19 protein-coding genes and 9 tRNA genes are annotated in these 25,131 nt (G+C 68.2%); 14 read left to right on the top strand and 14 right to left on the bottom strand.

From position 1 onward, the window contains the following. From KF709_02175 to KF709_02135, 9 genes are all read left to right on the top strand, one after another. A complete protein-coding gene (locus KF709_02175; protein ID MBX3173187.1) occupies positions 1 to 3,285 on the top strand; it encodes a PD40 domain-containing protein in 3,285 nt (1,094 codons plus the stop codon). A 171-nt stretch (positions 3,286 to 3,456) separates the two neighbouring features. Next, entirely contained in the window at positions 3,457 to 4,023 is a 567-nt protein-coding gene (efp, locus tag KF709_02170; protein MBX3173186.1) for an elongation factor P, read from the top strand. Positions 4,024 to 4,159: 136 nt separating this feature from the next. Further along, positions 4,160 to 4,233: transfer RNA gene (locus tag KF709_02165), tRNA-His, on the top strand. 57 nt (positions 4,234 to 4,290) lie between these two features. Further along, positions 4,291 to 4,363 (top strand) — tRNA-Trp (locus tag KF709_02160). Between the two features lie 125 nt (positions 4,364 to 4,488). After that, positions 4,489 to 4,561: transfer RNA gene (locus KF709_02155), tRNA-Glu, on the top strand. 14 nt (positions 4,562 to 4,575) lie between these two features. After that, positions 4,576 to 4,647 (top strand) — tRNA-Glu (locus tag KF709_02150). 98 nt (positions 4,648 to 4,745) lie between these two features. After that, positions 4,746 to 4,820 (top strand) — tRNA-Asp (locus tag KF709_02145). Positions 4,821 to 4,911: 91 nt separating this feature from the next. Further along, positions 4,912 to 4,993: transfer RNA gene (locus KF709_02140), tRNA-Leu, on the top strand. Between the two features lie 34 nt (positions 4,994 to 5,027). After that, a tRNA-Thr gene (locus KF709_02135) sits at positions 5,028 to 5,099 on the top strand. A gap of 125 nt (positions 5,100 to 5,224) precedes the next feature. On the opposite strand, the gene KF709_02130 is transcribed toward KF709_02135, so the two are convergent. The 8 genes from KF709_02130 to KF709_02095 form a co-directional block, all read right to left on the bottom strand. After that, positions 5,225 to 6,574, bottom strand: coding sequence for a TonB family protein (locus tag KF709_02130; GenBank protein ID MBX3173185.1), 1,350 nt, complete (start codon positions 6,572 to 6,574; stop codon positions 5,225 to 5,227). Beyond that, entirely contained in the window at positions 6,574 to 6,909 is a 336-nt protein-coding gene (locus KF709_02125; protein ID MBX3173184.1) for a BlaI/MecI/CopY family transcriptional regulator, read from the bottom strand. Before KF709_02125 ends, KF709_02130 begins: the two co-directional genes overlap by 1 nt. Positions 6,910 to 7,036: 127 nt before the next feature. Continuing rightward, a complete protein-coding gene (locus tag KF709_02120; protein ID MBX3173183.1) occupies positions 7,037 to 8,149 on the bottom strand; it encodes a hypothetical protein in 1,113 nt (370 codons plus the stop codon). Next, positions 8,146 to 9,159 carry a hypothetical protein gene (locus KF709_02115; GenBank protein MBX3173182.1) on the bottom strand — a complete coding sequence of 338 codons (1,014 nt, stop codon included), beginning with the start codon at positions 9,157 to 9,159 and terminating at the stop codon, positions 8,146 to 8,148. The genes KF709_02120 and KF709_02115 overlap by 4 nt, the downstream gene beginning before the upstream one ends. Next, positions 9,152 to 9,805, bottom strand: coding sequence for a hypothetical protein (locus tag KF709_02110; GenBank protein MBX3173181.1), 654 nt, complete (start codon positions 9,803 to 9,805; stop codon positions 9,152 to 9,154). The genes KF709_02115 and KF709_02110 overlap by 8 nt, the downstream gene beginning before the upstream one ends. Beyond that, positions 9,802 to 10,707 (bottom strand): ABC transporter ATP-binding protein, encoded by a 906-nt coding sequence (locus tag KF709_02105; protein ID MBX3173180.1) that lies wholly within the window; start codon positions 10,705 to 10,707, stop codon positions 9,802 to 9,804. The genes KF709_02110 and KF709_02105 overlap by 4 nt, the downstream gene beginning before the upstream one ends. Further along, complete coding sequence (locus KF709_02100) at positions 10,704 to 11,081, bottom strand: GntR family transcriptional regulator (protein MBX3173179.1); 378 nt, start codon at positions 11,079 to 11,081, stop codon at positions 10,704 to 10,706. The genes KF709_02105 and KF709_02100 overlap by 4 nt, the downstream gene beginning before the upstream one ends. A gap of 87 nt (positions 11,082 to 11,168) precedes the next feature. Continuing rightward, positions 11,169 to 12,275 (bottom strand): protein kinase, encoded by a 1,107-nt coding sequence (locus KF709_02095; protein MBX3173178.1) that lies wholly within the window; start codon positions 12,273 to 12,275, stop codon positions 11,169 to 11,171. A gap of 430 nt (positions 12,276 to 12,705) precedes the next feature. Between KF709_02095 and KF709_02090 the strand changes: the two genes are divergently transcribed. Beyond that, complete coding sequence (locus tag KF709_02090; protein ID MBX3173177.1) at positions 12,706 to 14,658, top strand: hypothetical protein; 1,953 nt, start codon at positions 12,706 to 12,708, stop codon at positions 14,656 to 14,658. A 32-nt stretch (positions 14,659 to 14,690) separates the two neighbouring features. Here KF709_02090 and KF709_02085 read toward each other — a convergent pair whose 3' ends face one another. Continuing rightward, the gene (locus tag KF709_02085; GenBank protein MBX3173176.1) at positions 14,691 to 15,977 is read right to left on the bottom strand and encodes an acetyl-CoA hydrolase/transferase family protein; all 1,287 of its coding nucleotides are present in this window, start codon (positions 15,975 to 15,977) and stop codon (positions 14,691 to 14,693) included. A gap of 121 nt (positions 15,978 to 16,098) precedes the next feature. Between KF709_02085 and KF709_02080 the strand changes: the two genes are divergently transcribed. Continuing rightward, positions 16,099 to 16,171, top strand: a tRNA-Gly gene (locus tag KF709_02080). Positions 16,172 to 16,232: 61 nt separating this feature from the next. Here KF709_02080 and KF709_02075 read toward each other — a convergent pair. The 5 genes from KF709_02075 to KF709_02055 form a co-directional block, all read right to left on the bottom strand. Beyond that, entirely contained in the window at positions 16,233 to 16,826 is a 594-nt protein-coding gene (locus tag KF709_02075) for a hypothetical protein (protein MBX3173175.1), read from the bottom strand. Between the two features lie 139 nt (positions 16,827 to 16,965). Further along, positions 16,966 to 17,724 carry a DUF4159 domain-containing protein gene (locus tag KF709_02070; protein MBX3173174.1) on the bottom strand — a complete coding sequence of 253 codons (759 nt, stop codon included), beginning with the start codon at positions 17,722 to 17,724 and terminating at the stop codon, positions 16,966 to 16,968. A 137-nt stretch (positions 17,725 to 17,861) separates the two neighbouring features. Further along, positions 17,862 to 20,402: a M56 family metallopeptidase gene (locus KF709_02065; protein MBX3173173.1), complete on the bottom strand. Its 2,541-nt coding sequence runs from the start codon at positions 20,400 to 20,402 to the stop codon at positions 17,862 to 17,864. Next, positions 20,399 to 20,782, bottom strand: coding sequence for a BlaI/MecI/CopY family transcriptional regulator (locus KF709_02060; protein MBX3173172.1), 384 nt, complete (start codon positions 20,780 to 20,782; stop codon positions 20,399 to 20,401). Before KF709_02060 ends, KF709_02065 begins: the two co-directional genes overlap by 4 nt. 172 nt (positions 20,783 to 20,954) lie before the next feature. Further along, complete coding sequence (locus KF709_02055; protein ID MBX3173171.1) at positions 20,955 to 22,004, bottom strand: hypothetical protein; 1,050 nt, start codon at positions 22,002 to 22,004, stop codon at positions 20,955 to 20,957. Between the two features lie 76 nt (positions 22,005 to 22,080). On the opposite strand from KF709_02055, the gene KF709_02050 reads away from it, so the two are divergent. The 3 genes from KF709_02050 (at position 22,081) to KF709_02040 (ending at position 25,121) form a co-directional block, all read left to right on the top strand. Next, a tRNA-Pro gene (locus tag KF709_02050) sits at positions 22,081 to 22,154 on the top strand. A gap of 184 nt (positions 22,155 to 22,338) precedes the next feature. After that, positions 22,339 to 24,084 (top strand): M28 family peptidase, encoded by a 1,746-nt coding sequence (locus KF709_02045; GenBank protein ID MBX3173170.1) that lies wholly within the window; start codon positions 22,339 to 22,341, stop codon positions 24,082 to 24,084. Beyond that, the gene (locus KF709_02040; protein MBX3173169.1) at positions 24,084 to 25,121 is read left to right on the top strand and encodes a hypothetical protein; all 1,038 of its coding nucleotides are present in this window, start codon (positions 24,084 to 24,086) and stop codon (positions 25,119 to 25,121) included. The genes KF709_02045 and KF709_02040 overlap by 1 nt, the downstream gene beginning before the upstream one ends. Positions 25,122 to 25,131 lie beyond the last annotated feature (10 nt).

Here is a 25,131-nt window from a genome sequence, read left to right as displayed (position 1 = left end):
ATGACTACGACACGCGATCGACTTCGGACCTGCCGCCACGCACTGGTGCTCGCGGTGGCCTTTGCAGCTGCTACTCTCGCGGCGCCCGGACTTTCTCTGGCGCAAGCGGCGCCGGCGGCGCCGGCGGCGGCCGCGCAGGCCCCCGCACGCGCCGCGCTCTACGCCGAGCCCGACCCCTCGCCTGACGGACGCGAGCTGGCCTTCGTCTCCGGCGGCGACATCTGGGTTGGGCCCGCTGATGGCGGCGAGGCGCGACTGCTCGTCGCGCACCCGGCCAACGACTTCCGGCCGCGCTGGTCGCCCGATGGGCGCAAACTGGCCTTCGTCTCCACGCGCACCGGCAACGGCGACGTGTACGTGCTCGACCTCGGCACCAACGTCCTGCGGCGGCTCACCTTCGACGAAGGCTCGGAGCAACTCGACGCCTGGTCGCCCGACGGCGAGTGGCTGTATGTGTCGAGCAACTCGCAGGACATCGCGGGGATGCAGGACGTGTTTCGGATTCGCGCGACCGGTGGCACGCCGGTGCGCGTCGCGGGCGACCGCTATGCCTCGGAGTATTGGGCAGCGCCCTCGCCCGACGGTCGCACGCTGGCCATCACCGCTCGCGGCGTGAACGCGGGCCAGTGGTGGCGCCGTGGCTCCTCGCACATCGACGAGGCGGAGATCTGGACGCTCACGCTCACGGGCGCGCCACGCTACACCCGCGTTTCGACGGGCGATCGCCCCGGCAAGGGGCGCGACGTGTGGCCGATGTGGGGACCACAGGGTCGCACGCTCTATTTCGTGAGCGATCGCGACGACGCCGAGAACCTCTACGCACAGCCCGCCGCAGGCGGCAACGCGCGCGCGCTGACGCAGTTCACCGATGGGCGCGTGCTCTGGCCGCGCATCAGCAAGGACGGTGGGCGCATCTACTTCGAGCGCGACTTCCGCATCTGGGTCTATCGGATGGCGGACAGCAGCGCGACGGCGCTGGGATTCACCTTGCGTGGCGCACCGACCACGCCGGTGGCCGAGCGGATGACGCTCACGTCCGGTGTGCAGGATCTCGCCCTCTCGCCCGACGGGAAGAAGATCGCGATGGTGATGCGCGGCGACGTGTTTGCCGCCGATGCGAAGGAAGGCGGTGACGCCGCACGGGTGACCTCTACTGTCGCGCCCGAGGACTCTCCGGCCTGGGCGCCGGACAGCCGGCGCCTCGTGTACTCCTCGTGGCGCGGTGGGACCGCGCGGCTCTATCTCTACGATTTCGCGACGCGCAGCGAGCGCGCCCTCACCGCCGGCGGCGATGACGTCCTGCCGACCTGGTCGCCGGACGGCAAGCTCGTCGCCTTCGTGCGCGGTGGACGAGAGCTGCGCACGGTGGACGCCGCCACCGGTTCCGAGCGCTTGGTCGTGAGCGGCGCGCAGTTGGGTCGCGTGCCCTTCCTGCCATCGGCCAACTTTGCGTTCTCGCCGAACGGGACGCACCTGGCGTATCTCGATATCGGCGAGCGTGGCTTCCTGCACGCCTACGTGGTGCCCGTCACCGGTGGCGTGGCGCAGCAGGTGAGCTTCCTCGCCAATGCATTCGGCGGCACCATCGCCTGGAGTCCGGACGCGAAGTCGCTCTACTTCGACAACGCGCAGCGCACGGAGGACGGCCAGATCATCCGCGTGGACCTCGTGCCGCGCGCGCCGGTCTTTGCGGAGTCGCGCTTCGACGCGCTCTTCCCGGGGGACAGCAGTGCGCCACGTGGAGGGAGCGGGTCCGCGCGCGCGTCGTCCAGCGGGTCGGGAAGCTCCTCGATTGAGGTGCGCATCGACACGGTGGGCCTACGTCGGCGCGCCAGCTCGCTGCCGCTCGGTGTGAACGCGGGCTCGCCGGTCGTGAGCCCTGACGGCAAGACGCTCGCCTTCCTCGGCGCCGCCGCGGGGCAGACCCAGGTCTGGACCTGGCCCATCGAGGAAGGGCGCGCGCAGGCGCCGCAGCTGCGGCAGGTGACGTCGTCGTCCGGCGGCAAGGGCGACCTGCAGTGGTCGGCCGACAGCAAGGAGCTCTGGTTTGTGAGCGGTGGCCGCGTGCAGGCCATCGGTGCGGAGAATCGCCAGCAGCGCAGCGTGGCCGTCACGGCGCGCGTCGACAGCGACTTCGCCGAGGAGCGCCCTGAGGTGTTCCGGCAGGTCTGGAGCTGGACGGCCGAGAACTTCTACGACGCGGAGATGCACGGCGTGGATTGGGACGCGGTGCGTTCGCGCTATGCGCCAATCGTGAATGCCGCGCGGACGCCGGATGAGATGCGGCGTGCGTTGGCGTTGATGATCGGCGAGCTCAACGCGTCGCACAGCGGCGTGGGCGGACCGTCGGGCAGCGCGCCCAGCGGCACGGGTCGGCTCGGCGTGGACTTCGACCGCGCCGAGTATGAGCGCTCGTCTCGTTTGCGGATCGCGGCAGTGCTTCCGTTCGGCCCCATCGCCCTCGCGGGTGGGGCGTCGGTGGGCGACTACCTCGTGTCAGTGGACGGGACCGCCATCACCGCCGCAACGAACCTCGATTCGCTGCTGCAGTTCACCGCCGGCCGCCGCGTGACGCTTGGCGTCTCCGCCAACGCCGACGGCCGCGCCCCGCGTGAGCTGCGCGTGCAGCCCGTGAGCACGGGCGCCGAGAAGCGACTGCGCTACGAGGCCTGGGTGGCCGAGCGGCGGGAGTACGTGGCCCGCGTGAGCCGCGGGCGGCTGGGCTATGTGCACATGGCCGACATGGGGGCCGGATCGCTGGAGCAGCTGATCATCGACCTCGACGCCGAGAACCACGCGCGTGATGGCGTGGTGATCGACATCCGCAACAACAATGGCGGGTTCGTCAACGCCTACGCGCTGGACATCTTCAATCGCCGGCCCTACCTGACGATGGAGCGTCGCGGCACGGGCGTGGAGGCGCCGGCGCGGCTGCAGCTTGGGCAGCGGGCCTACGAGAAGCCCACGGTGCTGGTCACCAATCAGCACTCGCTGAGCGACGCCGAGGACTTCACGGAAGGTTACCGGGCGCTGGGGCTGGGTCAGGTGGTGGGCGAGCCCACCTCCGGCTGGATCATCTACACGAGCAACGTGACGCTGTTTGACGGCACCTCGTTGCGCGTGCCCTTCATCCGGATCCGCGATGCGGCGGGAGAGGACATGGAGTTGGTGCCGCGTCCCGTGGACGTGCGGGTGGATCGTCCGATGGGGGAGAGCTACGGGGAGCGCGACACGCAGCTGGACCGGGCGGTACAGGTGCTGTTGGAGCGTCTGGGCCGCCGCTGAGGCTGGTCTCACCAACTTTCGGGTGCCCCGCCGCGGGCCTACCTGAAGGCGTGAGGCGCGCCGGATGAGCTGTAGAGCAGGCCGTTCGGTTGACCCGAGCGGCCTGCTCGCTTAAGCTTAAAGGCTGTCTACGTTTACGCCCGTTTTTCACCCGTCAGTTCGAGTCCTATCATGGCAGTTCCGGCCACACAGATCCGTCGTGGGATGGTCATCGTCTTTGAGGGCGATCCCTGCCGCGTCGTGGACTTCCGGCACCACACGCCCGGCAACCTCCGCGCGATGGTGCAGACCAAGATGAAGAACCTGCGCTCGGGGTCGAACTTCGAGCATCGCTTCCGCGCCGACGACGCCATCGAGAAGGCGTCGATGGAGACGCACGAGCTGCAGTTCCTGTACAAGAGTGGCGATACCTACCACTTCATGAACACGGAGAACTACGAGCAGCTGGAGATGGACGCCGAGGCCCTGGGCGACAACGCGCAGTGGATGCAGGACAACATGATCGTGATGGTCGAGTTCTACGACGGCAAGCCGATGTCGGTGCAGCTGCCGCAGTTCCTCGTGCTGACGATCACGGACACGGCGCCGGTGATGAAGACGGCGACGAAGACGGCGAGTTCCAAGCCTGCGCTGCTCGAGAACGGCGTGACGGTGAACGTGCCGGAGTTCATCGCGACGGGCGAGCGGGTGCGGGTGAATCCCAGCACCGGCGATTACATGGATCGCGCGAAGGAGTAAGGCCTCCATCGGCTCTCGGCAGGGCGATGAAGGATGAAGGATGAAGGGTGGAAGAAGGGGCAGGGCTTGGCAGTTGATTCGGCTTCCCTGCGCCCTTACTTTTACGATTCCCCGGAGGACCGCAGCCGGGATTCTGGTGGCTGTAGCTCAGTCGGTTAGAGCATCGGATTGTGGTTCCGAGGGTCGCGGGTTCGAATCCCGTCAGCCACCCTGAGCGGGTGCAGGCAGGTCGACCGGCAGGTGCAGGGCCCCGCGGAACCGCAGTGAAGGTCCGTAGCTCAATTGGTAGAGCACCGGTCTCCAAAACCGGCGGTTGGGGGTTCGATTCCCTCCGGGCCTGCTTCAGTGCTGGGATGGTTTGGTGGAGAAGGGCAGTCGTGAGTCATGAGTTATGAGTTGTAAGTGATGGGTATTCCGCATCGCAGTTCCTTACAACTCACCACTGACAACTCACAACTGTAGTTTGGCGGTATCGTCTAGAGGCCTAGGACACAGCCCTCTCAAGGCTGGAACACGGGTTCGAATCCCGTTACCGCTACTTGCAGGACAATCGGCCCCATCGTCTATCGGCTAGGACGGCACCCTTTCAAGGTGCAGAGACGGGTTCGATTCCCGTTGGGGCTACTCGGCCCTGACCTGATAGGTTGGGCAGGGATGGTAGGAAGACGTCGCAGCGCGCGGTCGGATCTCGGTCCCCAGCCTGTCGTACGATCTAGTGGTGTGGGGGCGTAGCTCAGTTTGGTTAGAGCACTCGACTGTCACTCGAGAGGTCGCGGGTTCGAGCCCCGTCGCTCCCGTCTTTAGGGTTAAAGGTGAAAGGTGGAAGGTGAACGGTTGCCCACTGCGGACTCCATTCGCCGTTCACCATTCACCGTTCTCCCTTGAGTCGCCCTGGTGGTGAAATTGGTAGACACGCCATCTTGAGGGGGTGGTGCCGCAAGGCGTCGCGGTTCGAGTCCGCGCCAGGGCATGTGCTTCGCTGGACCGGTGGGACCTCTCCCCACGCCACAGTAGCTCAGGGGTAGAGCACTCGATTCGTAATCGAGCGGTCGTGGGTTCAATTCCCACCTGTGGCTCTCAACATCGGCAACGACACGACGCCCCGCCCGCGCTTCGCGCGGGCGGGGCGTCTGCCGTTGGGAGCCGCCGCTGCTGCCGATCGTGCGGGGCGGCCGTGCCGGTGCCGTCCGCCGACCTCGCGTTAGCGCGCGAGCTGGAAGACGAACGGTTGCTGCACCAGCTGCGCGACGTGCTTCCCCTTGAGCGTCGCCGGCTCGAAGCGCATGCCCTCGAGCGCCGCGCGCACCGCGTGCTCGAAGCCCGCGTTCGTGGACTCCAGAACCTTGAAGCTCGGGACCACCACCTGGCCCAACGAGTCCACGATGAACTGCGCCATCACCCGGCCCTCGATGCCTTGGGCGCGCAGGTCGGCTGGGTACTGCGGGAACGAGCGCACGTCCGCGGGTCGCACCGGCGCCGTCACCTGGAAGTCGTAATAGACAACGTGTTCCGCGTAGTCCTCGGTCGCCGTGGTCGCCTTCGGCGGCTGCTTCGCGGCGGGCTCCGTGTGCAGTGGGACCTCGTGGATGTCGGCCGTGCTCGGCTGCGCCTTCGGTTCCGGCCCGGCCACTCGATTCAGTGTGCCGGAACAGGCCAGCGTCGCCGAGACGAGTGCAATGGCGGACGCCAGCGCGAGGCGCAGCCGACGGCGGGAGGGTGTGGCTGGGATGGTGGTCATGGCACGAATCCTCTGTTCGAGTTGTGAGGGAGCGGGCGCCAGAGCCGGGGCGCCGAGGCGCAACGGCGAACGCACGGCCGAGCGCAGGGCACTCAAGTCCAGCAAGAGCTGTCCGTAGTCCCGCGCGCGGATGCCGCGGGCGAGTACGCGACTGTCGCAATCCAACTCCACGGCGAGTCGCAGACGGGCGAAGGCCCACCAGAGCAACGGATTCCACGCCATCAGCGCCACGCAGGCGGCGGCGATGGCCAGCACGAGTGGATCGCGCGCCGCGATGTGCTCGCGTTCGTGTGCGATGACCAGACCCTGCTCGCTCGCCGGGCGTGCGAGCAACCAGTCGGGCACCACGATGACCGGATGATGCAATCCGAGGACGGCGGGCCCGAGGTCACGCGAGACGGCAACGGCTTCACCGTCGATCGCGCGGCGCGGGCCGCGCGCGGCAATCCGCAACTGCCGGCGATACGCCACGGCGAACAGCAGCAGCGTGCCGATCCCGCTCGCGATCCAGACCGCGGCAATCACCCGGTCGATACGGCGTGCGGCAGTCGAGTCCGCGCCGAGCGCGCTGCTGCCCATCGCAATGAGCGCGTCGCGACCGTCGAGCACGATGGCAGGCAGCGCCACCGGAAGCGCGACGCGCGTGTCGACACCGAGTGCGGTGAGCATCACGGCGGCTGCGCTCAGGACAAGCGCCGAGAGCCAGGCCAGGCGCGTCGGGGCGCGCGTCCCTCGCAGGATGACTTCGATCCCCGCGGCAGCGACCACGAGAACGACTGAGGCCAGCAGCCCCACAACAGCGAGATCGCGCATCAGGCACCTTCCTCGAGTCGCTTCGCCAGGAGCGCGCGCAGTCGCCGCAGTTCCTCAGGGCTCACGTCGCGATCCTCGAGCAGCTGCGCCACCAGCTTCTCGGCGGAACCCTGGAAGACGGCGTCGCGGATGCGCCGCAGCGACGTGCGGCCCACCGCCTCGGCCTTGAGGGCCGGGAAGTAGCGGTAGGCGCGGCCTTCGCGCTCGTGGCGCACGTAACCCTTCTCGGTGAGCGTCTGGAGGGCGGAGAGCACCGAGGTGTAGGCCAGTTCATCGTCGAGGTCCTCGCGGACCTCGGCGACGGTGGCGGATCCGCGGCGCCAGAGGGAGCTCATGACGGCGAGCTCCCGGGGGGGCAGGTAAGGCTGGGACATTATTACCTCTTGGTCAGTACTGCTTTTGCAGTATTAAACAACTTGGCGATCCTGTCAAGCGTCCTGTTCGGCCTCCCAGCGCTTGGGCCTAGCTCTGCCGCCTCGCGGACAGGCGCATGCCGGCCAGCGAGGCCCCCACGACCATCACGGCGCTGGCGAGCAACGGTAGGCCGGCGGGTAGCGGCCCTGGCCGACGGGGCTCGTACATCGTCATGAGGATCTCGTGGGCAAGCGCGCCGGCCGAACGGCCCTCCGCGACGCGCAGCGCTTCCACCGGTTCGTGCTCGCTGCGCCAGACACGCTCGAAGGCCGCGTCCCCGATGGCAAGCCGGATGCGGGCGAGGTTCGCGGCAGGATACCTTCGCCAGCTGCCCAGATCACTGAGGACCACGTGGGCGAGCGCGTCCCCCTCGAGCCGGGCGAATCGGGACGGGCTGGTACGGGCATCGACCAGGAAGTAGTAGCGCTCACAGGCGTCGAGTCTCCCGGCGGTGCAAGAGACCAGTGCAGCGGAGCGGACGTCGCGAAGGCGAGCCCGCCGGCGCAGCGTCCCCGGTCGATCGACGGGCGGGTCGATCGTCCCGGCCGCCGCGCCGTAGGTCCGCATCAGCCACGCGTGCATGCCGCTTCCAGGCGCTCCGAAGCGCGCGTAGAACGCGCAGGGGCCTAGGAGGTTCGAAATGCTGCTCGGCTGCACGCGCTCACTGAACTGCGGGCCAATGCCGAGGAGCACGATGCACGGTGCACCCGCAGTCGTGGGGAGCGAGTAGACGAGGCCCAAGCCCACCTGATCCGAGTCCGACGTCTTGCCGATGTGCACCCGCACCCGGGCGGCGGCGTCTTCGGGCATCGAATCGAGCACCCGCGTCACGGCCGCGACAAAGGCCGTGCGTGTTTCGCGCGGCAACCATGCATCGGCACTCACGCGGCGCCCGTCGCGCACGGCCAGCAGCTGCGCGACCCGTTGGGCTGCCTCGGTGCGCCGCAGCGCTCCCTGGAGCGCCCGCAGGGAGTCGCTGCGCGCGACCCACAAGTCACGCGCCGAGGAGGCATCCTCGCCGAACGTCATCAAGAAGTAGGTGTCGAATCCGCTGCGCTCATCGTCCCGCAGGGGCATCAGCATCCACCACGCCAGGACCATCGCGACGGGAACCGTGAGGCGCAGCGCCCAGCGTCGAGCTACGTGCCCGCGGGGAGTCATCGCGGCCTCCGTATGGCCACGACGGCCGCGAAGGCGACGCTCCACAGCAGTGAACTCAACAGGAGTCCGGCAGGGACCGACGTGGCGGCGATCCGCGCGGATTGCAGTCGGGAGAGCCACGACGTGAGCACGTCGTCCACCGGGCGCTGCAGGGCCGCGGCGATCAGCGGGACGGCGTCCAGCGATTCGGACTCACGGGCCTTCACGGCGCGGAGGAAGTCGCTGCCACCCTCCTCGATGGCGAAGGCGAGCGCGCTCACCCCGACGGCGGGCAGCACCGCCAGCGTCCGAATACGTGGGCGTTCCTCGGGATCCCACCAGCCGGCGTCGTCAGGACTCAGCAAGGCGGAGCAGGCCGCGGTCACGCCGGTGATGCAACGGCGGCTGACGGATGAGCGGCTGAGCGCAAGGCTGCGGGCCGCCGTGCGGTGCACGGCATCGTCCGTCGCAAGAATGGCCGCGTTGCCAACGAGCGCGCGCAGGCCGGGATGGAGATCGGCCAGACGCTGGCCGGCGCGATCGACGACCCACTCCCGCACGACCTTGGTGTCGACCGGCAGGCGGAGGGTACGGCCGCCGCGCGCGAATCGGTCGCGACCCGGCGCCAGGCGCAGTACATCCTCGCGCTGCGAGGCAAACTCGAAGCTCATCTTCGACGGCTGAATTCCCCAGGCATCGCCGGCCAGCAGGATCTCGGCGGCTCCCGGCAACTGGCGCTCCAGCGCCGCAACGCCCTGGGTGATCCCCTCGCGAATCCGCAGCATCGACTCGTCCGTGATGGAGGACCGGCCGAAGAGCAGCGTCACGCCCTCGTGGACGAGCGAGTCGTCATAGACGGTGGTGCCGCGGCGCACGCTGGTGATCCACCGTGTCCGCGCCGCGTCGACCGAGTCGCCCATCGTGGCGGTGGCGTGCCGAAGCGAATCGAGCGACATCGACTGCGCGGCGCCCTCCACCGAGGCAGTCAGCCACAGCAAGGCCGCGGCGGCCAGCATCCGCTGCCTAGACATCAATCAGCACCCACGGCTCGACGAACACCGCGAAGGGGCCTGGCCACTCAATCAGGCCTCGTTGGACCGCGTCGATCCAACTCGAGTGGCCGCTCACGACCGCGACTCCGCCCAGCAGCACCGCGCCAACCAGCACGCCGAGCAGGACGGCTGGGCCGCGTCGTCCGGCGAGGTACTGCAGCGCGAAGGTGGCGGAGTAGGCCACCAGCGAGGCAAGGAGGAAGCGCAGCGCCAACGCGCCAGGGTACGCGTGCAACACGTCGGGCAGCGTGACGCGCGAGAGCAGCAGCAGCGTACTGACGTACAGCGCCAGCGCAGGCAGGAGGAGGAAGACGGCGCCGGCCCCGTAGCGCAACGCCACGTACTCGCGCCAGGGGATGGGCAGCGACAGGGCGTACACGTGCTTGGCCTCGGCATCCGCGGCCCAGGGCAGCGCCGCGAGCACGAAGGGACCGATGATGGCCAACAGCGTCAGTGGCGTCTGCAGCGTCGTCTGCTCCACGATCGCGTTGAGCGTGCTCGAGATTCCGCCGAGGGTGTACAGCCGGATCAGGATGATCGGCAGCAGGAACGCCAAGGCCGTCACCGACAGCAGCGCGGTCCGCGTCCACGTCCACTGCGTCCGCAGGATCATGGCGAACTTCATCGCAGCTCCTGGTCCGGGCTGCGCGCGCCGCGCAGCAGTTCCACGAACGAATCCTCGAGGTCGAGGTCCTGCACGTCCCGCACCTCGGCGCCAACGCGCTGGAACCACTCGCGCATCTCCGGCTGCCAGCCGCGCACCACCCAGTCCTCGTAGTGCAGGGAGACCTCGTCGCGCGAGAGCACGGTGAACGGCGCGGCGTCGCGCGCGGGCGGCGCTTGGGCGACGCGCAGACGCTTGATGCCGCTGCGGAACTCCTGCATCGGCAGTTCGGCGACCAGCCGGCCACCGTCCATCACGCCGACCCAATCGCAGATGCGCTCCTGTTCGTGCACCAGGTGGCTGGAGATGAACACGGTGGCGCGCTTCTCCTCGACGTACTCGACCAGCGCGCTCAGCACCTCGCGGCGGATCACGGGATCGAGACCGTCCGTCGGCTCGTCGAGCACGAGCAACTCCGCGCCCTGGGCCAGCGCGAGCAGCATCATCAGCTTGCCCGACTCGCCCTTGGACAGTGCGCCGATGCGCTGGTCCTCGCGCAGGCCGAAGCGACGCCGCAGGCGCTCGGCCTCCTCATTGGAGAAGCCGGGAAAGAACGTGCGATGGTAGCGGATGGCGTCGTCCACCGTGAACCGCGTGTAGAGGTGTAGGCGCTCCGGCACGTAGCCCACTCCCGCCAGCGCACGGTGCGCGTAGCGCGGGATCGCGTGACCGAGCACTTCGATGACGCCGTGCAGCGGCGGCAACATGCCGAGCATCAGGCGGATGGTCGTGGTCTTGCCCGAGCCGTTGGGGCCGAGGAAGCCGTAAATGGCGCCGGTGGGCACCGTCATCGAGAGATCACGGATGGCAAAGCCCTTGCCCACCCGGTACGCCAGGTCCCGTACGCGAATCGCGTCGCTCACCGTGCCTCCGGAAGTTCGATGGCCAGCGCGGCCGAGACCTCGTCCACCCCGATCCCCAGTCGCGCCGCCTCCCCCAACATGTCCCGCACCAGGCGTCGGGCGGCGCGCTCGCGCTCGCGGGCCCTAGTCGCGCCGCCGACCTCGGACACGAAGGTGCCCGAGCCCTGCCGCAGCTCGACCAGCCCCTCGCGCTGCAGTTCGCGGTAGGCCTGCACGACCGTGGCGGGGTTCACGCGCAGCCGAGAGGCGAGACTGCGCACCGAGGGCAGGTCCTGTCCCGGCGCGAGCTCGCCCGCCGCCACCGCCACGCGGATGCGGTCGGCAATCTGCGCGTAGATCGGCGTCGGACTGCGCGGGTCAACGTGGCTGAACATACGGCCGTAGGCTGGGAGAGTGTATCACTGTACCAATACAGTGTAGCACCCTCCTGCTGCTGTCAAGCCCCCGGCAGATTCCGGCGGCTAGCCCAGTTCGAGCAGGGCCTCGCGCACGGCGGGTCCCGTTGGACGCGCGGCGGCCTCGTGCCGGAGCATCGCCATCACCAGCGCGGTGAGGCGCTCGGGCGCCTGCACGGCGGACGCGTTGAGTGGCGCCGGCCCGCGTTGGACGATCTGTGCCGCGAGGGCCACGGGCGAGGTGGCCTCGTAGGGCAGGCGCCCCGCGAGCATCTCGTACAGGACCACGCCCGTCGAGTAGTAGTCCGCCGGCGCCCCCACCGGATCGCCGAGCAGTTGTTCGGGCGCCATGTAGGCCGGCGTGCCGACGACCATGCCGGCTTCGGTCAGCTGTCCGCTGCTGCCCTCGGTGACGGCGATGCCGAAGTCGAGCACCTTGAGCGTTCCCGCCTGATCGAGCACGAGGTTCTGCGGCTTGATGTCGCGATGCACCACGCCGTTCGCGTGCGCGATGATCAGCGCCTCGACCAACTGCCGCGCAATCTCCACGACCTCGGCGGCCGGCAGCGCACCGCGGGCATCGATCTCCTGTCGTACGGTGCGGCCGGCGACGAACTCCATCGTCAGGAAGAGCCCGCCCTGCCATCGGCCGACATCGTGCGTGCGCACGACATTGGGATGCGAGATCTTGCGGGCCACGCGGATCTCGTTGATGAAGCGCCGCACCGCCGTCTCGTCGGCGCCGGCCACCGGCGGCAACACCTTGAGGGCGACGTCCTCGTCCAGCTCGAGGTCGCGCGCCAGGTACACGGCGCCCATCGCGCCGGCACCCAGCCGGCGCAGGATGCGGAAGCGGCTCTCGATGGTCTCGCCGCTCTCGAGGCGCGTCACGCGCTCGCCACCGATCGCGCTCGACGGCGATGGCGCGGCGCGGGCGATCCGCACCGACGGCTGGCTGTCGCTGCCATCCTCCTCGGCGATGCCCTCGCGCAGCATCTCGCGATAGGCCTGCGAGACCGCCGACGGATTGATGCGCAGCCGCGCCGCCAGGGCCTTCACCGAGGGGAGCGGTTCACCGGGCACCGATTCGCCCCGCGCGACCGAGCGCCGCACGCTCTCGACCAACTGCTGGTAGAGCGGAGTGGAGCTGCGGGGATCGATGTCGGTGAACATGGGGCCAATATGCTGCGACTGGGGCGGGTTCGCAGTTGCGAGGCGTCGCCGGCTCAAGCGACCTAGGCTTCTTGCTGGCTCCTAATCCGCGGGTATTATTCCGCCGCTCCATTGCGAGCCATTTTCTGGCCGTCCACACTTGCGTCCTGCCATGAAGAACACTGCCCTCGCCGCTCGGCGCCTCATGCTCACCGCAGCGCTCTTCTCCGGCGCCGCCTCCTGCGCATCTGAAGGGCCGACCGAAGTTGAGGAGCCAGAGCCGCCGCCGGCGCCCATTGTCCTCGTCATCGATTCCCCTCGGTCAGGCCTCGTGTCGAACGCCGATGTGGTCGAGTTCGTCGCAACCCTCCCCTCGGCAACACGACTCCGCATGTGGCTTTCCACGGAGACGGGAAGTGTCGCCGACAGTGTACACGGAGAAGTGCGGACTGTGGCTGGTGATCTGCCCCTCGCTTCGTTCGCCGTGGCGGGCTCGCAGGTCGCGTTTGGCGATGAGCAGCTGTTCCTCGAACCGCAGGAGGCGACGACGCCCGTTCGTATCCTGCTTCGCCGGCGCGCCGGCCAACCCTCGTTGCCGTATCGGCTTGCGATCTTCAACCCTGGCAGCGCACCCGAGCATGTTCCTGCGCTCTTGGCTTACGGAGACACGACCTCGGGCGAGTGGCTCGACAGCGCAGGCGAGTCGGATCGTTTTCAGTTTGCCGGGACGGAGGGAGACGAAGTCATCGTGTTTCTTCGCACCGACACCGATCGGCCTGGTGAGTCCGCCCAGATCGAGATTCGGAGTGTGAACGACACGGTACTGAATCGCACTGGCTTCAACGCGTCCACGCGCTCCTTCGAAGAGAAGTCGGCGACGGTCCGATTGAGCCAGACCGGCATGCAGTCCGTCACGGTGTCCAGGGCAGTTGGTGGGGCGCCTGGTGCACTGCCGGGCTACCGCGGCCCGTATAGCCTATGGGTGCACCGCATTGAACGTGCGCCCGAGACCGCGCCCGTGGCGCTGGCGCCCGGGGATACCGTCACGGAATCGCTCGACGTTGTTGGGGACATTGACGAGTTTGCGCTCACGGTCGAGGCAGGACAGGAACTGCACATCAACGTGGCCATCGGCACGGCGATGGCCAGCGGGTTGGAGGTTCGCCTTGACGGGCAGTCTATCATCCCGACGCATCTCACCGACCGCGTGGTCTCGACGTTGGACAGTGTCGGTACCGCCCTGTGGCGAGTCACTGCGCCAGGCGTTCATCAGATCAGGGTCTACGGTCCGACGCGCGTGCCGCCATCGCTTGGCACGACGGAATACCGCCTCGAGGTCTACCAAGTCGCCGCGGCGCCGGAAGTGGCCGCTGCCGCTATCGCCTTGGACGTCCCGGTCCTCGCGGAGCGCATCGACCGTCCCGGGGATCTTGACGTGTACTCGCTGTCGCTGTCCGCCGGGGACGTGTTCAACTACTTCCTCGCTGCACCCACGCTCGCGGCGGAGCAGGAGATCCACGCGTCCGTCATCACACCGGAGGGGGACACCCTCGGTGGGCTCGGCGTTTCTGGTGACGGAGGGCTCAGCACGTTCTACGGTGCGCTGACAGCGACGACCACGGGCAGCTACGAGCTGCACGTTCGCGGGTTGCGCGCCTTCGACACGCCGTACGAGCTACGCGTCCTCGGTTTGGATCCCGCGCCTGAGTCTGTACCTGCCGCGGTACCGCTCAACGTGTGGATCACCACGGAATCCCTCGACGAAGCGGGAGACCTCGACCGGTTCAATTTCACAGCCGACCCGTTCAGCGTGTACGACCTGCAGATTCGCGCCACCGAGCTGCGCCAACCGCTGTTCTCGCTCTACTCAAGCGTTCCTGGCGTTGGAACGAACTCGGAGGGCGGCTGGGCTCGCTTCGCGACGTCCGACAGGTACGGATTCGCGTATACCGTGGCGGAGCCCGGGCTGATAGATCTTCTCGTGCAGGCGTTTCCAAACTCCGTGGATATCCCCGAACCCGCGCGCTACGAGATGCTGATCTCGGCCTGGTCGTTCTGGCCTGAGACTGCCGACACCAGCTTGGTGCTTGGCGTGCCGACCTCGGAGTCGCTCGATGCACCTGTTGATTCCGATGAGTTCAGTGTCGCCGCCGTTCCCGATGCGAGCTACGAGTTCACACTGACGGTTCCTGCCGGTGCGTCGGCGACTCACGGCCTGCGCATGCAGGTTCGGCGCGAGGGCGAGACCTTTACGTGGGAAACCGTTGACGTTGTTGGCGAGGGCGTGGCGAGTGCCATCGTGCCGTCCCCGCCGGCCGGAGGCCGTCTCTACGCTAGGGTCTTCTCGACCTCGGTTGGCATCCCTCCGACGCCATACCAAATAGAGGTCATCGTGGTCCCCTAGGACGGGATCACCGCGAAGACTGTCGGGCGTGCTCAGCCTTGACGGCGCGCTGCCCGTGCCAACTCCACACGAAAATCCGGATGCGCAATCCCGATCAAGAGCTCCGCCCGCTCCCGCAACGTCCGCCCGTGCAGGTTCACGGCCCCGTACTCGGTGACCACCCAATGCACGTGCCCGCGCGTGGTGACCACACCGGCGCCTTCGTCCAGCACCGGCGCGATCCGTGAAACCGTCCCCCGCGCCGCCGTCGCCGGAAGGGCGATGATCGGCTTTCCACCGGCGGAACGCGCCGCCCCGCGGATGAAATCCATCTGCCCGCCAATCCCCGAGTAGATGCGCGTCCCGATGGAGTCCGCGCAGACCTGGCCGGTGAGGTCCACCTGCAGCGCGGAGTTGATGGCCGTGACCTTTGGATTCCGTGCGATGCGGCCGGTGTCGTTGGTGTAGTCGCAGCCCTCGAATTGCACGGCCGGGTTGTCGTCGACGAAGTCGAACACCTTCTGCGTACCCAGCACGAATGATGTGACGATGCGGCCGCGGCCGAAGGCCTTCGCCGCGTTGGTCACCGCACCGGTTTCGACAAGATCGACCAGGCGATCGGAGAACATCTCGGTGTGCACACCAAGATCGTGGCGGTCGTGCAGGCGGGCGAGCACCGCGTCGGGGATCGCGCCGATGCCCATCTGCAGGGTGGCCCCGTCCTCGACGAGCCCGGCCACCAACTCGCCGATGCGCGCCGTCTCAGGTGTCTCGTCGGGACTCGTGTGCGCCGGCAACGCACGGTCGCTGGCCGTGTAGGCGGTCAGACGGTCGAGCGGAACCGACGTGTTGCCGTGCGTCCGCGGCATCCGTCCATTGACCTCGGCGATCACCACCGCTGCGCTGTCCACGGCGGCCCGCGTCGCGTCAACGGAGGTGCCGAGCGAACAGAACCCGTGGCGGTCGGGTGGTGACAGCTGCACGATGGCCGCGTCGAGCGGCACCACGCCGTTGCGGAAGAGCCCCGGCACGTCGGAGAGGAAGATGGGCACGAAGTCCGCGCGGCCGTCATTCACCGGCGCGCGCAGCGCTGGCCCATTGAACAGCGAGACGCTGCGGATCCGGCCGGCGAAGGACGGGTCGGTCCACTTCGCCGGACCATCGGTGTGCAGATGGTACAGCGTGACATCCTCGAGGTCGGTTCGTGCGCAGAGTGCGTCGAGCAGCGCGTGCGGCGTGGCCGCGGCGCCGTGGACGAACACGCGCATCCCACTCTTGATGTGCGCGACGGCGGCGTCGGGCGAGACGGCGCGCGAGGTCCAGTCCGGGGCAGGGGGCATACGCGAAAGTTCGCGTGGTGACGCGGGCTCTGCCAATCACCGATTGGTAGTGCGCGTGGAGTCCCCATTGCCGTGCCTTTGGCTTGCTGGGGCCTCGTGAGCCGGGTATACTCCGAGGTACGCGGGCGTAATTCAGTTGGTAGAATGCCAGCTTCCCAAGCTGGACGTCGTGGGTTCGAGTCCCATCGCCCGCTCTGCTAATGCGAAGGCCCCGGCCAACTGGCCGGGGCCTTCGTCGTGTATCCCATCAGGCGGTCAGAAGCCCGAGACGCTCTCGTTGAACTCCCGGCCGCAGACCGTGCCGGACACGCTGACGTCGGAGATGCCGAGCGACATCGTGAGGTTGAACGCGCAGCGGCCCGAGTTGCCCTCGGACTCGATGAGCACCGCGCCCGTGAACGATCCGGTCATCGTGAAGTCTTCGCCGAGTTCGTCCAATAGCACCGTCATCTTCAGCCGGATATTCGGGTCCCCGTTGAATATCCACAGCCGGCCGGATTCCCCCTCGACCGCACAGACGAGGTGGCGCTGCCGCAGGTCGATCGTTGACGACGTCCCGCTGGCGTTGCTGCTGATGCTGCCGCTCAGGCGGACGGAACCGCCCGCGGGGCACGGCGTCGTCTCGCTCATCGATTGTGTGATCGACGCCGACCCCATGCTCGGCTCAACCTCCGAGCGGAGCTCGCTGTCCATGCCCAGGCCGCCCACGGACATCAGGGCGCCGAAGGCGTCCTCGATCTCGGCGTCGCTGAGGACGATCGCTGGAACGGTGGGACCGTCGCTGCAGGCAAACGTGACAACGACCGGCAACGCCCAGAGGGCGTGCCGCAGCTTGGTGGACAGGCGCATCTGAATCCTCGGGCGTTGGCGGTTCGGCGTCGGCGACGCCGGGTGGCTGCAACGAATCTATGCCTGCCTGACATTGCCAGCCACAGGAGGGCAACCGTCATGGGCCTAGGGCGGTCCACGGCCTTCAGCCGTCCGTGCCCTAGTGGGTCATCGCGTAGACGAGATAGTTCGTCGCGAACTTGTACGCATCGTTCGTGAAGTTGACGGGATACCAGCCCTGGCCCGACCACTCCATGTAGTCGCCGATGTCGTTGTTGTAGTTGATGATCACCAACAACCGCTTGCTCGGATCATTGTCCTCGAAGATGCCGAGGAACTCGGCCGCGTAGGCGCGGTTCTGCGGATGGTGCATCCCCTCGAGCGTCTGCAGGTCGAAGAACGAGTGAAAGACGGGATGCGAGACATCCAGGCGCTGGATGCGTCCCTCGGGCAGCACGCGCTGGATCGACGCCTCGAACTGCAGCCACTGGCGCCCGAAGAAATCATCGACAATCAGAAACCCACCCTTCTGGATCCAACGGCGCAGTCCCTCGGCCTCGTCCGGCGTCGGCGTCCAATAGCCCGGCTCGGAGAGATACGCGATGGGGAAGCGCGTGAGCTCGGGGTCGTTCATGTCGAGCACGTTGCTCTCCTTCACCCGCGGCCGCATGGTCGTCAGGTCGGCGAGCACCGTCATGAAGTTGCGCTCCATTGCGGGATAGTCGAAGGCCCATCCGGAGCGCCCCCATCCGCCGAGTCCGTCGTTGGCGCCGTAGCGCAGCCGTACGAAGGTGAACTGGCCCGTGTACGGCACGTTCGGTTCGAGCCCGCCGCCGAAGCCGCCGCCGCGGCGGCCGCGTTGGGCCAGCAGCGTCGTCGCCGAGAGGGCGAGCAGGAGGGCGGCCGTGAGGAGTCGCATGGCGTCGTTGATTCTACGCCAAAGGCCGCCGGGCTGTTGCCGAACACGGCAGGGGCCGGACCAAGCGGTCCAGCCCCTGCCGTTTCCCAAAGCCGCCGCCACCGGGCAGGCGGCGCGTCAGGCCATCGCGTCCGAGACTACAGCCGCCGGTCGCCCAGCGCCTGCAACGCCCGCTCCCGCTCGCTGCGGGACGTGATCGTCGCCGCCGAGTGTTCGTAGGCCGTGCGCAACGCCGCTGACGAGACCAGGCCTTTCCGCGCTGCCGTGACAAGAGTCTCCGCTTTCTCCGAACTCGACGAGATCGTCTCGACGGCGGTGAACACACGCGTGGTCGTCGCCGCATCTGGCTCCGCCTCCAGCACGCTGCGCAGCACGACGCCCTTGTTCGACGACGAGTTGATGCCATCGACCACGTTGAAGTAGTCGCTGCGCGTGCGATCACTGAGCCGGTGCTTCTCCAGCACCGCCTCAAGGACCTTGGTCTTCTCGCTGGACGAACTGATCTGACCCGCGACTTCCAGCACGCTGCTGAGGCTGGCGTCCGAAAGACGGTCGCGCTGCACGAGTGCCACGAGCACCCGACCCAGCGCGCTGCTCGACGAGATGCCCTTCGCCGCCTCGATGTAGGAGGCCGGCAGCGTGGCATTGCTGGGCAGCTTGGCGCCCACGGCAAGCAGCACCTCGCTGCGCGAGGACGCCGAGCTGATCTCGCTCGCCGAGCGCAGCACGCCGTCTGCCAACCGCGGCGAGAGCGGGCGGGACTCCACCGCGGTCACGAGCACCTTCGACCGGTTGCTGCTCGAATTGATCTTCGTCGTGGCGGCGATGACGGCCGCCTGTGCGTCCTCGTCGAGGCCGGGGTTCTCGAGCATCGCGATCAGCACAGCAGCCAGCGACGAGGAGGACGTGATGCGTTCTCCGGCGAGGTTGGCGATCTGCCGCACCTGCGCCGAACTCAACCGCTCGCGCTCGGCGAGGTACCGCAGGTAGCTCGACAGCGCGGAGCTCGAGTACATCTGGTTCACTTCGGCCAGCACGGCCTGCGTGCCGCCCCGCGCGTGGATGCGGATCACGCGCTCGCGCGCCTGGAAGCTGGTCCGGCGGAAGACCACCAGCATCGCCGAGCCGAACCACTCCTGCGCTGCGGCGTCGAAGGTGGCCTCGCGGCCGTTCACGTAGTAGCGGCGCACGATGCCCCCGTCACGCCGTTCGAACTCGGCGCGCCGACGCTCCGAACCACGCCCGCGCTCCTCGATCTCGAACCAGGCCTCGATGCCCAGCTCCTCGACGTCGCGTTCGTTGTCGCTGAAGCGGACCAGCCCGCGTGAGCGCAACGACATCTCGCAGTCGTTGAACTCCATGCGGATCGTGACCCGATCATCATTGATGTTGGAGTGCGAGGTGGAGCGCTCGCCGTCAGCGTCCCAGCGGCAGAGGGTGTTGGCCGCCACGGGTGCCGCCACGGTGCCAGGGATGGCGCCGTTGAGGATGGGTGCGAACGCGTCCATCGTGCGACGCGGCGACCTTGCGTCCAGTCCCACCGCTGCCGTCGGCGTGCTGGCCTCGATCTGCGTCGGCACATCCACCGTGTGTGCGTCGGCCGCAACCGCCGTGAGCCCCGCGATCGGCAACACCAGCGTCGCCGCTGCCGTTGCCGCGATTCCGGCGTAGGCCCGCGACACACCGCTGCGGCGACGCGTCGCGTCGAGCGCCGCCAGCAGTCGGCTCGCGAGCTGCGAGGGCCGTGCCATGGCGACCCCGGCCAGTGCCGTCGCCGGCGAGGCCCGCAGGTCCTTCGCGATCGCCAGCAAATGATGCGCGTACTCGGCGGGATTCGTGCCCTGCACGATCACGAGGTCATCGCAGGCCAGCTCGCGTTCCTCACGCATCCGCTTGGCCGCGTACCAGGCCAGCGGATGCCACCAGTAAGCGGCGCAGACGAGGCGCGCGCCGATCTGGCTGAGCCAGTCGTAGCGACGCACGTGTGCCAGTTCATGCAGCAGCACGTCGCGGCGACGCTCGGCGCTCCATTCGAGGGCCGCCGCGGGCAGCAGTACCGTGGGACGCCAGGCGCCCCAGGTCATTGGCATCAGCTGCTCGTCGGAGACCAGCAGGCGCACGGGGCGCGTGATGCCAAGGGCGGCGCGGCAGGCGTTCAACTCATGGGCAAGCTGGTCGCTTGCCGAGCGCGTGCCGCGTCGCGCCAAGCGCGTCGTGGCGACGATCGAGGCCAACACGAGCAGCGCAAAGAGCGCGGACCCCGAGGCCCATGCGACGAGCAGCCAGGGGAGACCTGTGGCCAGCGATGCGTCGAGTCCGGCGCGGCCAGCTTCGAGACGCGGTGCTTCGACGGCTGACGCGGGTCCCGGCTGCGCGGCATCGGCGTCCCCCGTGGCGGCGTTCGCCGTGACGGCTGGCACCGCCGACCCATCCGATACTGCCGCGGCGAAGGTCGAGTTCTGGGTGGCTGCGTTCGCGACCATCAGGTCCGCCGGCAGCACGGCCAACTCCATTCGCGGCGAGATGCCACTGAGGAAGGGCAGTGCCAGCGCGCCGGCCAGGGCCAGTCCCCAGACCAAGTGCCGCGCCGCGGCACGGCCTTCGCGCAGCGCGGCCGTGGCGAGCCCGGCGATGGAGAACACGATCGTCAGTTTCAGGGCGAGCATCAGCGTGGTCATCGGTCCTCCGCGCGGGCGCGATCAATCAGGGCTTCGAGGCGATCCAACTCATCGTCCGAGAGATTCGAGTCCTTCAGGTTGAGCAGGGCGGCAGCGGCCTGGGCCGCGGATCCGTCGAAGAAGGTCCGCACCATCTGCTTCAGGGCGTTGCGGCGGGCCTGTTCCCGCGAGACGACGGGTGCATACACATATCGGGTGCCGTCCTCCCGATGTTTCACGTGACCCTTCTCGACCAGCACGCGCAGGAGTGCACGCACGGCCGAGTAGCTCGGCGGATCGGGGAGGTGGTCGAGCACCTCCTGCGCGGTGGCTTCGCCTAGTCGATAGATCGCGTCCATGATCTGTCGCTCGCGTCGGGAGAGGGAACCGGGGTCTGCCATAACACCTCGTGCTGGATTTTTAGCAGTCTGGTGCTAAGATATTAGCATCACTCGGCGCGTCAAGCCCCCGGGCAAAGCTGTGACAGGTGAAGGGGCCCGGGTGAGGGGCGGGTGGCCTTCCCGACGGCCCGCGCTGTGCTGGCGTGCTGGGCGATTGCGCGGCGGTCCGCCGCTACCGCTGGACCGGTCCGACCACCTCAAATGTCCGCGGATCCTCGAGCCCCAGCAGCCACACCGAGTAACCACGCAACTCGTGTTGGCGCACCAGCTTGAGCTTCTCGCGAAACGCCCGCGCGTCCTCAAGCCATGCGTGCTCGAACACCCCGTGCGTCTCCCAGCTCGCCGTCCACGCCTTTTGCGCGTCGTCCCAGCGCGGCGTCGCGCCGGCCTCGTCGATGATGCGCATCAGCGGCACATAGCCGATGTCATCCCCGCGCGCGTGGGCGCGGCCGCTGCGCGGATCGTAGTGCGGATACCAGTAGTCCGAGTAGGCCGGGATGCCCAACGAGATCTTCGCAGGCGGCGCGCCCGTCGCGAGTAGGTAGTCCAGCGAGGCCAGCATCCAGGGGAATCCAGCGACCGGACCGGGCGTCGAGCCGCCCGTGTGCTGGGCGTACGTCATATAGGAGATGAAGTCCAACGTGTCCGCCAGGGCCTTGTAGTCGAAGGCACCGCGCCAGTAGTCGTACAGATAGTGATGGTAGGGAAGCTTGCCGCGCTCGTCATTCGGGCGCGGCACCACCGCCGCCGAGAGCTCGCAGCCCGCGCGGTGCACCGAGTCCACGGACTCTGCGGCCAGCGCCGTGAAGGCGTCGCGGTCGTCGAAGTGCAGGTTCTCGAAGTCCAGCTGGATGCCGTGTGGGTTCTCTCGTCGACACAGCTCGGCGAGGCTGCGCGCCGTGGCGGTGCGGGCCACCGGGTCGGTGGAGATGTGGTGCAGGATGCCGAGGTCGAAGCCGGGGTTCATCACCAGGGGCACCAGCTTGACGCCGTTGGCGCGGGCGATCTCGACGATGCGCGGGTGCGTGCCGCCGCGGATGTTGCCGGCGCTATCTATGGAATAGACCTGCGGGGCGATGACGCTGATGCGCTGGGCATTGGCTTCGAAGCTGGCGATGCCCGCGGAGTCGTTGCGGACGTACCAGATGGCTTCGAGCGGCGACGGGGCGGGGCGGCAAGCCGCGGTGACCGCCAGGGCGAGCGAAAGCAGGGAAAGTCGCATGGGGGAGAGGTAGACTGCTTTCTTTGGACCCGCTAGGTTTCGCAGTCTGTCCGCGGGCGTGGGTTGCTGCGGCGGACGGGACGTAGCGCAGCCCGGTAGCGCACCTGAATGGGGTTCAGGGGGTCGCGGGTTCGAATCCCGCCGTCCCGATGTTGGCATAGTGAATGAGCAGGGGTGCCGGATTCTTCCGGCGCCCCTGCTTTATTTCATGCAACGGCCACGGTAGCATCACGGGCCGGTCCGCTTGGGGTACGACGGCCGTACCAGCGCCGCCGCGAATCCCGCGCCGGCTAGGTTGCCGGAAGTCCGACACGAAGCATTCCTGGAGACAACGATGCAGTCACTGCCCACGGCCGGTCGCGCGCGCTCCTTCGCCGCGCGCATCCTCTGCGCCCTCGCGCTGACCCTGCCCGCCGCTACCGCGGCGCAGCAGCCAAGCCCACTCCCGCTCAAGTACGTCGGTCCGCCCACCGTGAGCGCCATCACTGCCGGCGATCTGATGACCCGCCTCTACCGGTATGCCGACGACTCCCTGATGGGCCGCCAGGTCGGCACGGAATGGAACGACCGCGCCACGAACCTGATCGAGCAGGAAGTGCGACGCATCGGCCTGCAGCCTGCCGGCAACAACGGCTTCTTCCAGGACGTCCCGGTGGGCGTTCGGGTCCTCGATGCCAGCTCCGTGATCCGCGTCGGCAACCGAGAGCTGAAGCCGTTCGACGACTTCGTGGCGGTGTCTGGCATCGGGGGCACGCGCACGATCCGCAGCGCCGAGGTCGTCTACGGCGGCATGTTGTACGACACGCTGAACGTCCCGACGGACGGCCGATGGTCGGGCAAGGTCGTCGTGTTCAGCGGCTTCGTGCCTCCGGCGGGCTTCAATGGCCGCGCCTTCACACGCAGCGAGGGCTTTCGGCGTTTCGGTGCGGCGCTGAGTGGGGCGCTTGCGGCCCCAGTCGCAGTCTCGGAAATCCCAGCGCAGGCCCGTCGTGCGGCGCAGGAGGGCGGCAATCCTACGTTGCTTCGCAACAGCGGTGACAGCCTGATCCAGATCAACGTCACGACGTCCGGCGCCGAGGCGCTGATGGGTCGCCCGCTCGCCGGTCTTGCGCCAGGTACGGCCGGCCCGCGGGCCAGCATGACAATCGTGTTCCAGGACAAGCTCCGTGGTGGCGCGCGCAACCTCGTGGCCATCCTTCCGGGCAGCGATCCCGTGCTCAAGAACGAGTTCGTGGCGATCGGCGCACACAACGACCACGTCGGCTTCACGCGCCAGCCGGTGGATCACGACTCCATCTACGCCTTCAACCACGTGGTGCGCGTCCAGGGCGCCGACTCGCCGAATCGCCAGGCGACCGCCGAGGAGCAGGCGCGCATTCGGTCGATGCTCGACTCGCTGCGCCGCATCCACACGCCTCGCGTGGATTCCATCCGCAACGGCGCCGACGACGACGGCTCGGGCTCGATGGGCCTGCTCGAGATCGCCGAGGCCTTCGCGGCCATGCCGGTGAAGCCGCGGCGCTCGATCCTCTTCGTCTGGCATACGGGCGAGGAGGCCGGCCTGTGGGGAGCCGACCACTTCACGGAACACCCGACGGTGCCGCGCGAGTCGATCGTGGCGCAGTTGAACATCGACATGATCGGTCGGGGTGGTCCCGAGGACATCACGGGCGAGGCCAAGAGCGGCGGCCTGCTGCACGGCGACGTCCGCTACCTGCAGGTGGTGGGCTCGCGCCGGCTTTCCACCGAGCTCGGCGATATCGTGGACGACGTGAACGGCACGCGGCCCTTCTCGTTCCGCCTGGACTACGCGATGGACGCGAATGGACACCCGCAGAACATCTACTGCCGCAGCGACCATTACATGTATGCGCGCTATGGCATCCCGGTGGTGTTCTTCACCACGGGCGGACACGCGGACTACCACCAGGTGACCGACGAGCCACAGCACATCCGCTACGAGCACTATGCGGAAGTGACGCGCTTCATCGCCGAGATCGGCCTGCGAGTGGCGGGCGCCGATGCGCGGCCGGTGGTGGACAAGCCGGTGCCTGACCGCAGCGCTGGCTGCCGTCAGTGATGCACGCGCCGGGCGGATGGCTGTACCCGCGGCCGCTTGCGCGTGCCGCCATCACGCTCGGCGTCGTCGTCGCTGTCTCTGGGTCGTGGGGGCAGGGGCTGGACGCTCAGTCGTCGGGCCCTGCCGCCGATTCGAATCCCTTCGCCTATGATGCCAGCCAGCCACTGGGCTGGCGCGACTCGATCATGGAGGTGATCGACGAGGTCGAGATGCGGTCGGTCCAGTTCCGGAGCCCGCAGGGCGGCATCGTGACTGGTCGGATCTTCGTGCCGCGTCGCGCGAGCGCGACTTCGCGGGTGGCGGGCATCGTGATCTCGCACGGCGCGCCGGGGAGCACGGCGCAGTTGCGTCGAATCGGCGTCTATTTCGCTCGACGCGGCGCCGTCGTCCTGGCCGTGGACGCCGCGTTCGCGCGCCGGGATCCCCAGGTCCCGATGCAGTTCACGCGCCAGGATTCCGTGGAGCAGGTACAGACGCTGGTGGACTTCCGGCGCGCGGTTGACGCATTGATTGCCCGTCCCGACGTCGATCCCGCACGCATCGGCTACGTGGGGATCAGCTACAGCGCCGCGGTCGGCGCGGCCCTGGCGGGCATCGAGCCGCGCATCGCTGCGTTTGCGCTCGCCGTCGGGGACCTCGGCATCGCCGATCATTTCCGCGAGGCTGATGGCTCCGTCGGCGGCCCGGCCCGACGCCTCGGACCAGCAGGCGCCGAGTCCTGGGCGCGGGCGCTGGACGCCGTGTCCGCGACGGCGCTGCTCCAACGCGCCGACGGAAGGAAGTTGCTACTGCAGAACAATCGGCAAGACCAGTTCGTCTCGCGCCACGCCGCGGAGGCGCTGCATCGCGCCGCGCCCGCGGGAGCGACCTTGCGCTGGTATCCGGGCGACCATCGCGTGACACCGGAGCATTTCGTGGAACAGTTGCAGTTCTTCCACGACCGTATCGGCACCGACGTCCCTACCGCGGAGGACGCCCTGGGGATGGCTGGCGTCGGGAACCGCGACGGCACCGCGCAGCCGATAGGCAGCCGTTAGTCAGGCGATA

The sequence above is a fragment of the Gemmatimonadaceae bacterium genome, from assembly GCA_019637445.1.
GTDB lineage: Bacteria > Gemmatimonadota > Gemmatimonadetes > Gemmatimonadales > Gemmatimonadaceae > Pseudogemmatithrix.
The sequence above is the reverse complement of the archived record's forward strand: the minus strand, read 5'-3'. Positions and strand labels throughout refer to the sequence as shown.

Excerpts from the sequence above, each read along its gene's own strand:
- KF709_02175 (MBX3173187.1), top strand. The coding sequence starts at position 1 with ATGACTACGACACGCGATCGACTTCGGACCTGCCGCCACGCACTGGTG.
- efp (MBX3173186.1), top strand. The coding sequence starts at position 3,457 with ATGGCAGTTCCGGCCACACAGATCCGTCGTGGGATGGTCATCGTCTTT.
- KF709_02130 (MBX3173185.1), bottom strand. The coding sequence starts at position 6,574 with ATGCGCGATCTCGCTGTTGTGGGGCTGCTGGCCTCAGTCGTTCTCGTG.
- KF709_02125 (MBX3173184.1), bottom strand. The coding sequence starts at position 6,909 with ATGAGCTCCCTCTGGCGCCGCGGATCCGCCACCGTCGCCGAGGTCCGC.
- KF709_02120 (MBX3173183.1), bottom strand. The coding sequence starts at position 8,149 with ATGACTCCCCGCGGGCACGTAGCTCGACGCTGGGCGCTGCGCCTCACG.
- KF709_02115 (MBX3173182.1), bottom strand. The coding sequence starts at position 9,159 with ATGTCTAGGCAGCGGATGCTGGCCGCCGCGGCCTTGCTGTGGCTGACT.
- KF709_02110 (MBX3173181.1), bottom strand. The coding sequence starts at position 9,805 with ATGAAGTTCGCCATGATCCTGCGGACGCAGTGGACGTGGACGCGGACC.
- KF709_02100 (MBX3173179.1), bottom strand. The coding sequence starts at position 11,081 with ATGTTCAGCCACGTTGACCCGCGCAGTCCGACGCCGATCTACGCGCAG.
- KF709_02095 (MBX3173178.1), bottom strand. The coding sequence starts at position 12,275 with ATGTTCACCGACATCGATCCCCGCAGCTCCACTCCGCTCTACCAGCAG.
- KF709_02085 (MBX3173176.1), bottom strand. The coding sequence starts at position 15,977 with ATGCCCCCTGCCCCGGACTGGACCTCGCGCGCCGTCTCGCCCGACGCC.
- KF709_02075 (MBX3173175.1), bottom strand. The coding sequence starts at position 16,826 with ATGCGCCTGTCCACCAAGCTGCGGCACGCCCTCTGGGCGTTGCCGGTC.
- KF709_02070 (MBX3173174.1), bottom strand. The coding sequence starts at position 17,724 with ATGCGACTCCTCACGGCCGCCCTCCTGCTCGCCCTCTCGGCGACGACG.
- KF709_02065 (MBX3173173.1), bottom strand. The coding sequence starts at position 20,402 with ATGACCACGCTGATGCTCGCCCTGAAACTGACGATCGTGTTCTCCATC.
- KF709_02060 (MBX3173172.1), bottom strand. The coding sequence starts at position 20,782 with ATGGCAGACCCCGGTTCCCTCTCCCGACGCGAGCGACAGATCATGGAC.
- KF709_02055 (MBX3173171.1), bottom strand. The coding sequence starts at position 22,004 with ATGCGACTTTCCCTGCTTTCGCTCGCCCTGGCGGTCACCGCGGCTTGC.
- KF709_02045 (MBX3173170.1), top strand. The coding sequence starts at position 22,339 with ATGCAGTCACTGCCCACGGCCGGTCGCGCGCGCTCCTTCGCCGCGCGC.
- KF709_02040 (MBX3173169.1), top strand. The coding sequence starts at position 24,084 with ATGCACGCGCCGGGCGGATGGCTGTACCCGCGGCCGCTTGCGCGTGCC.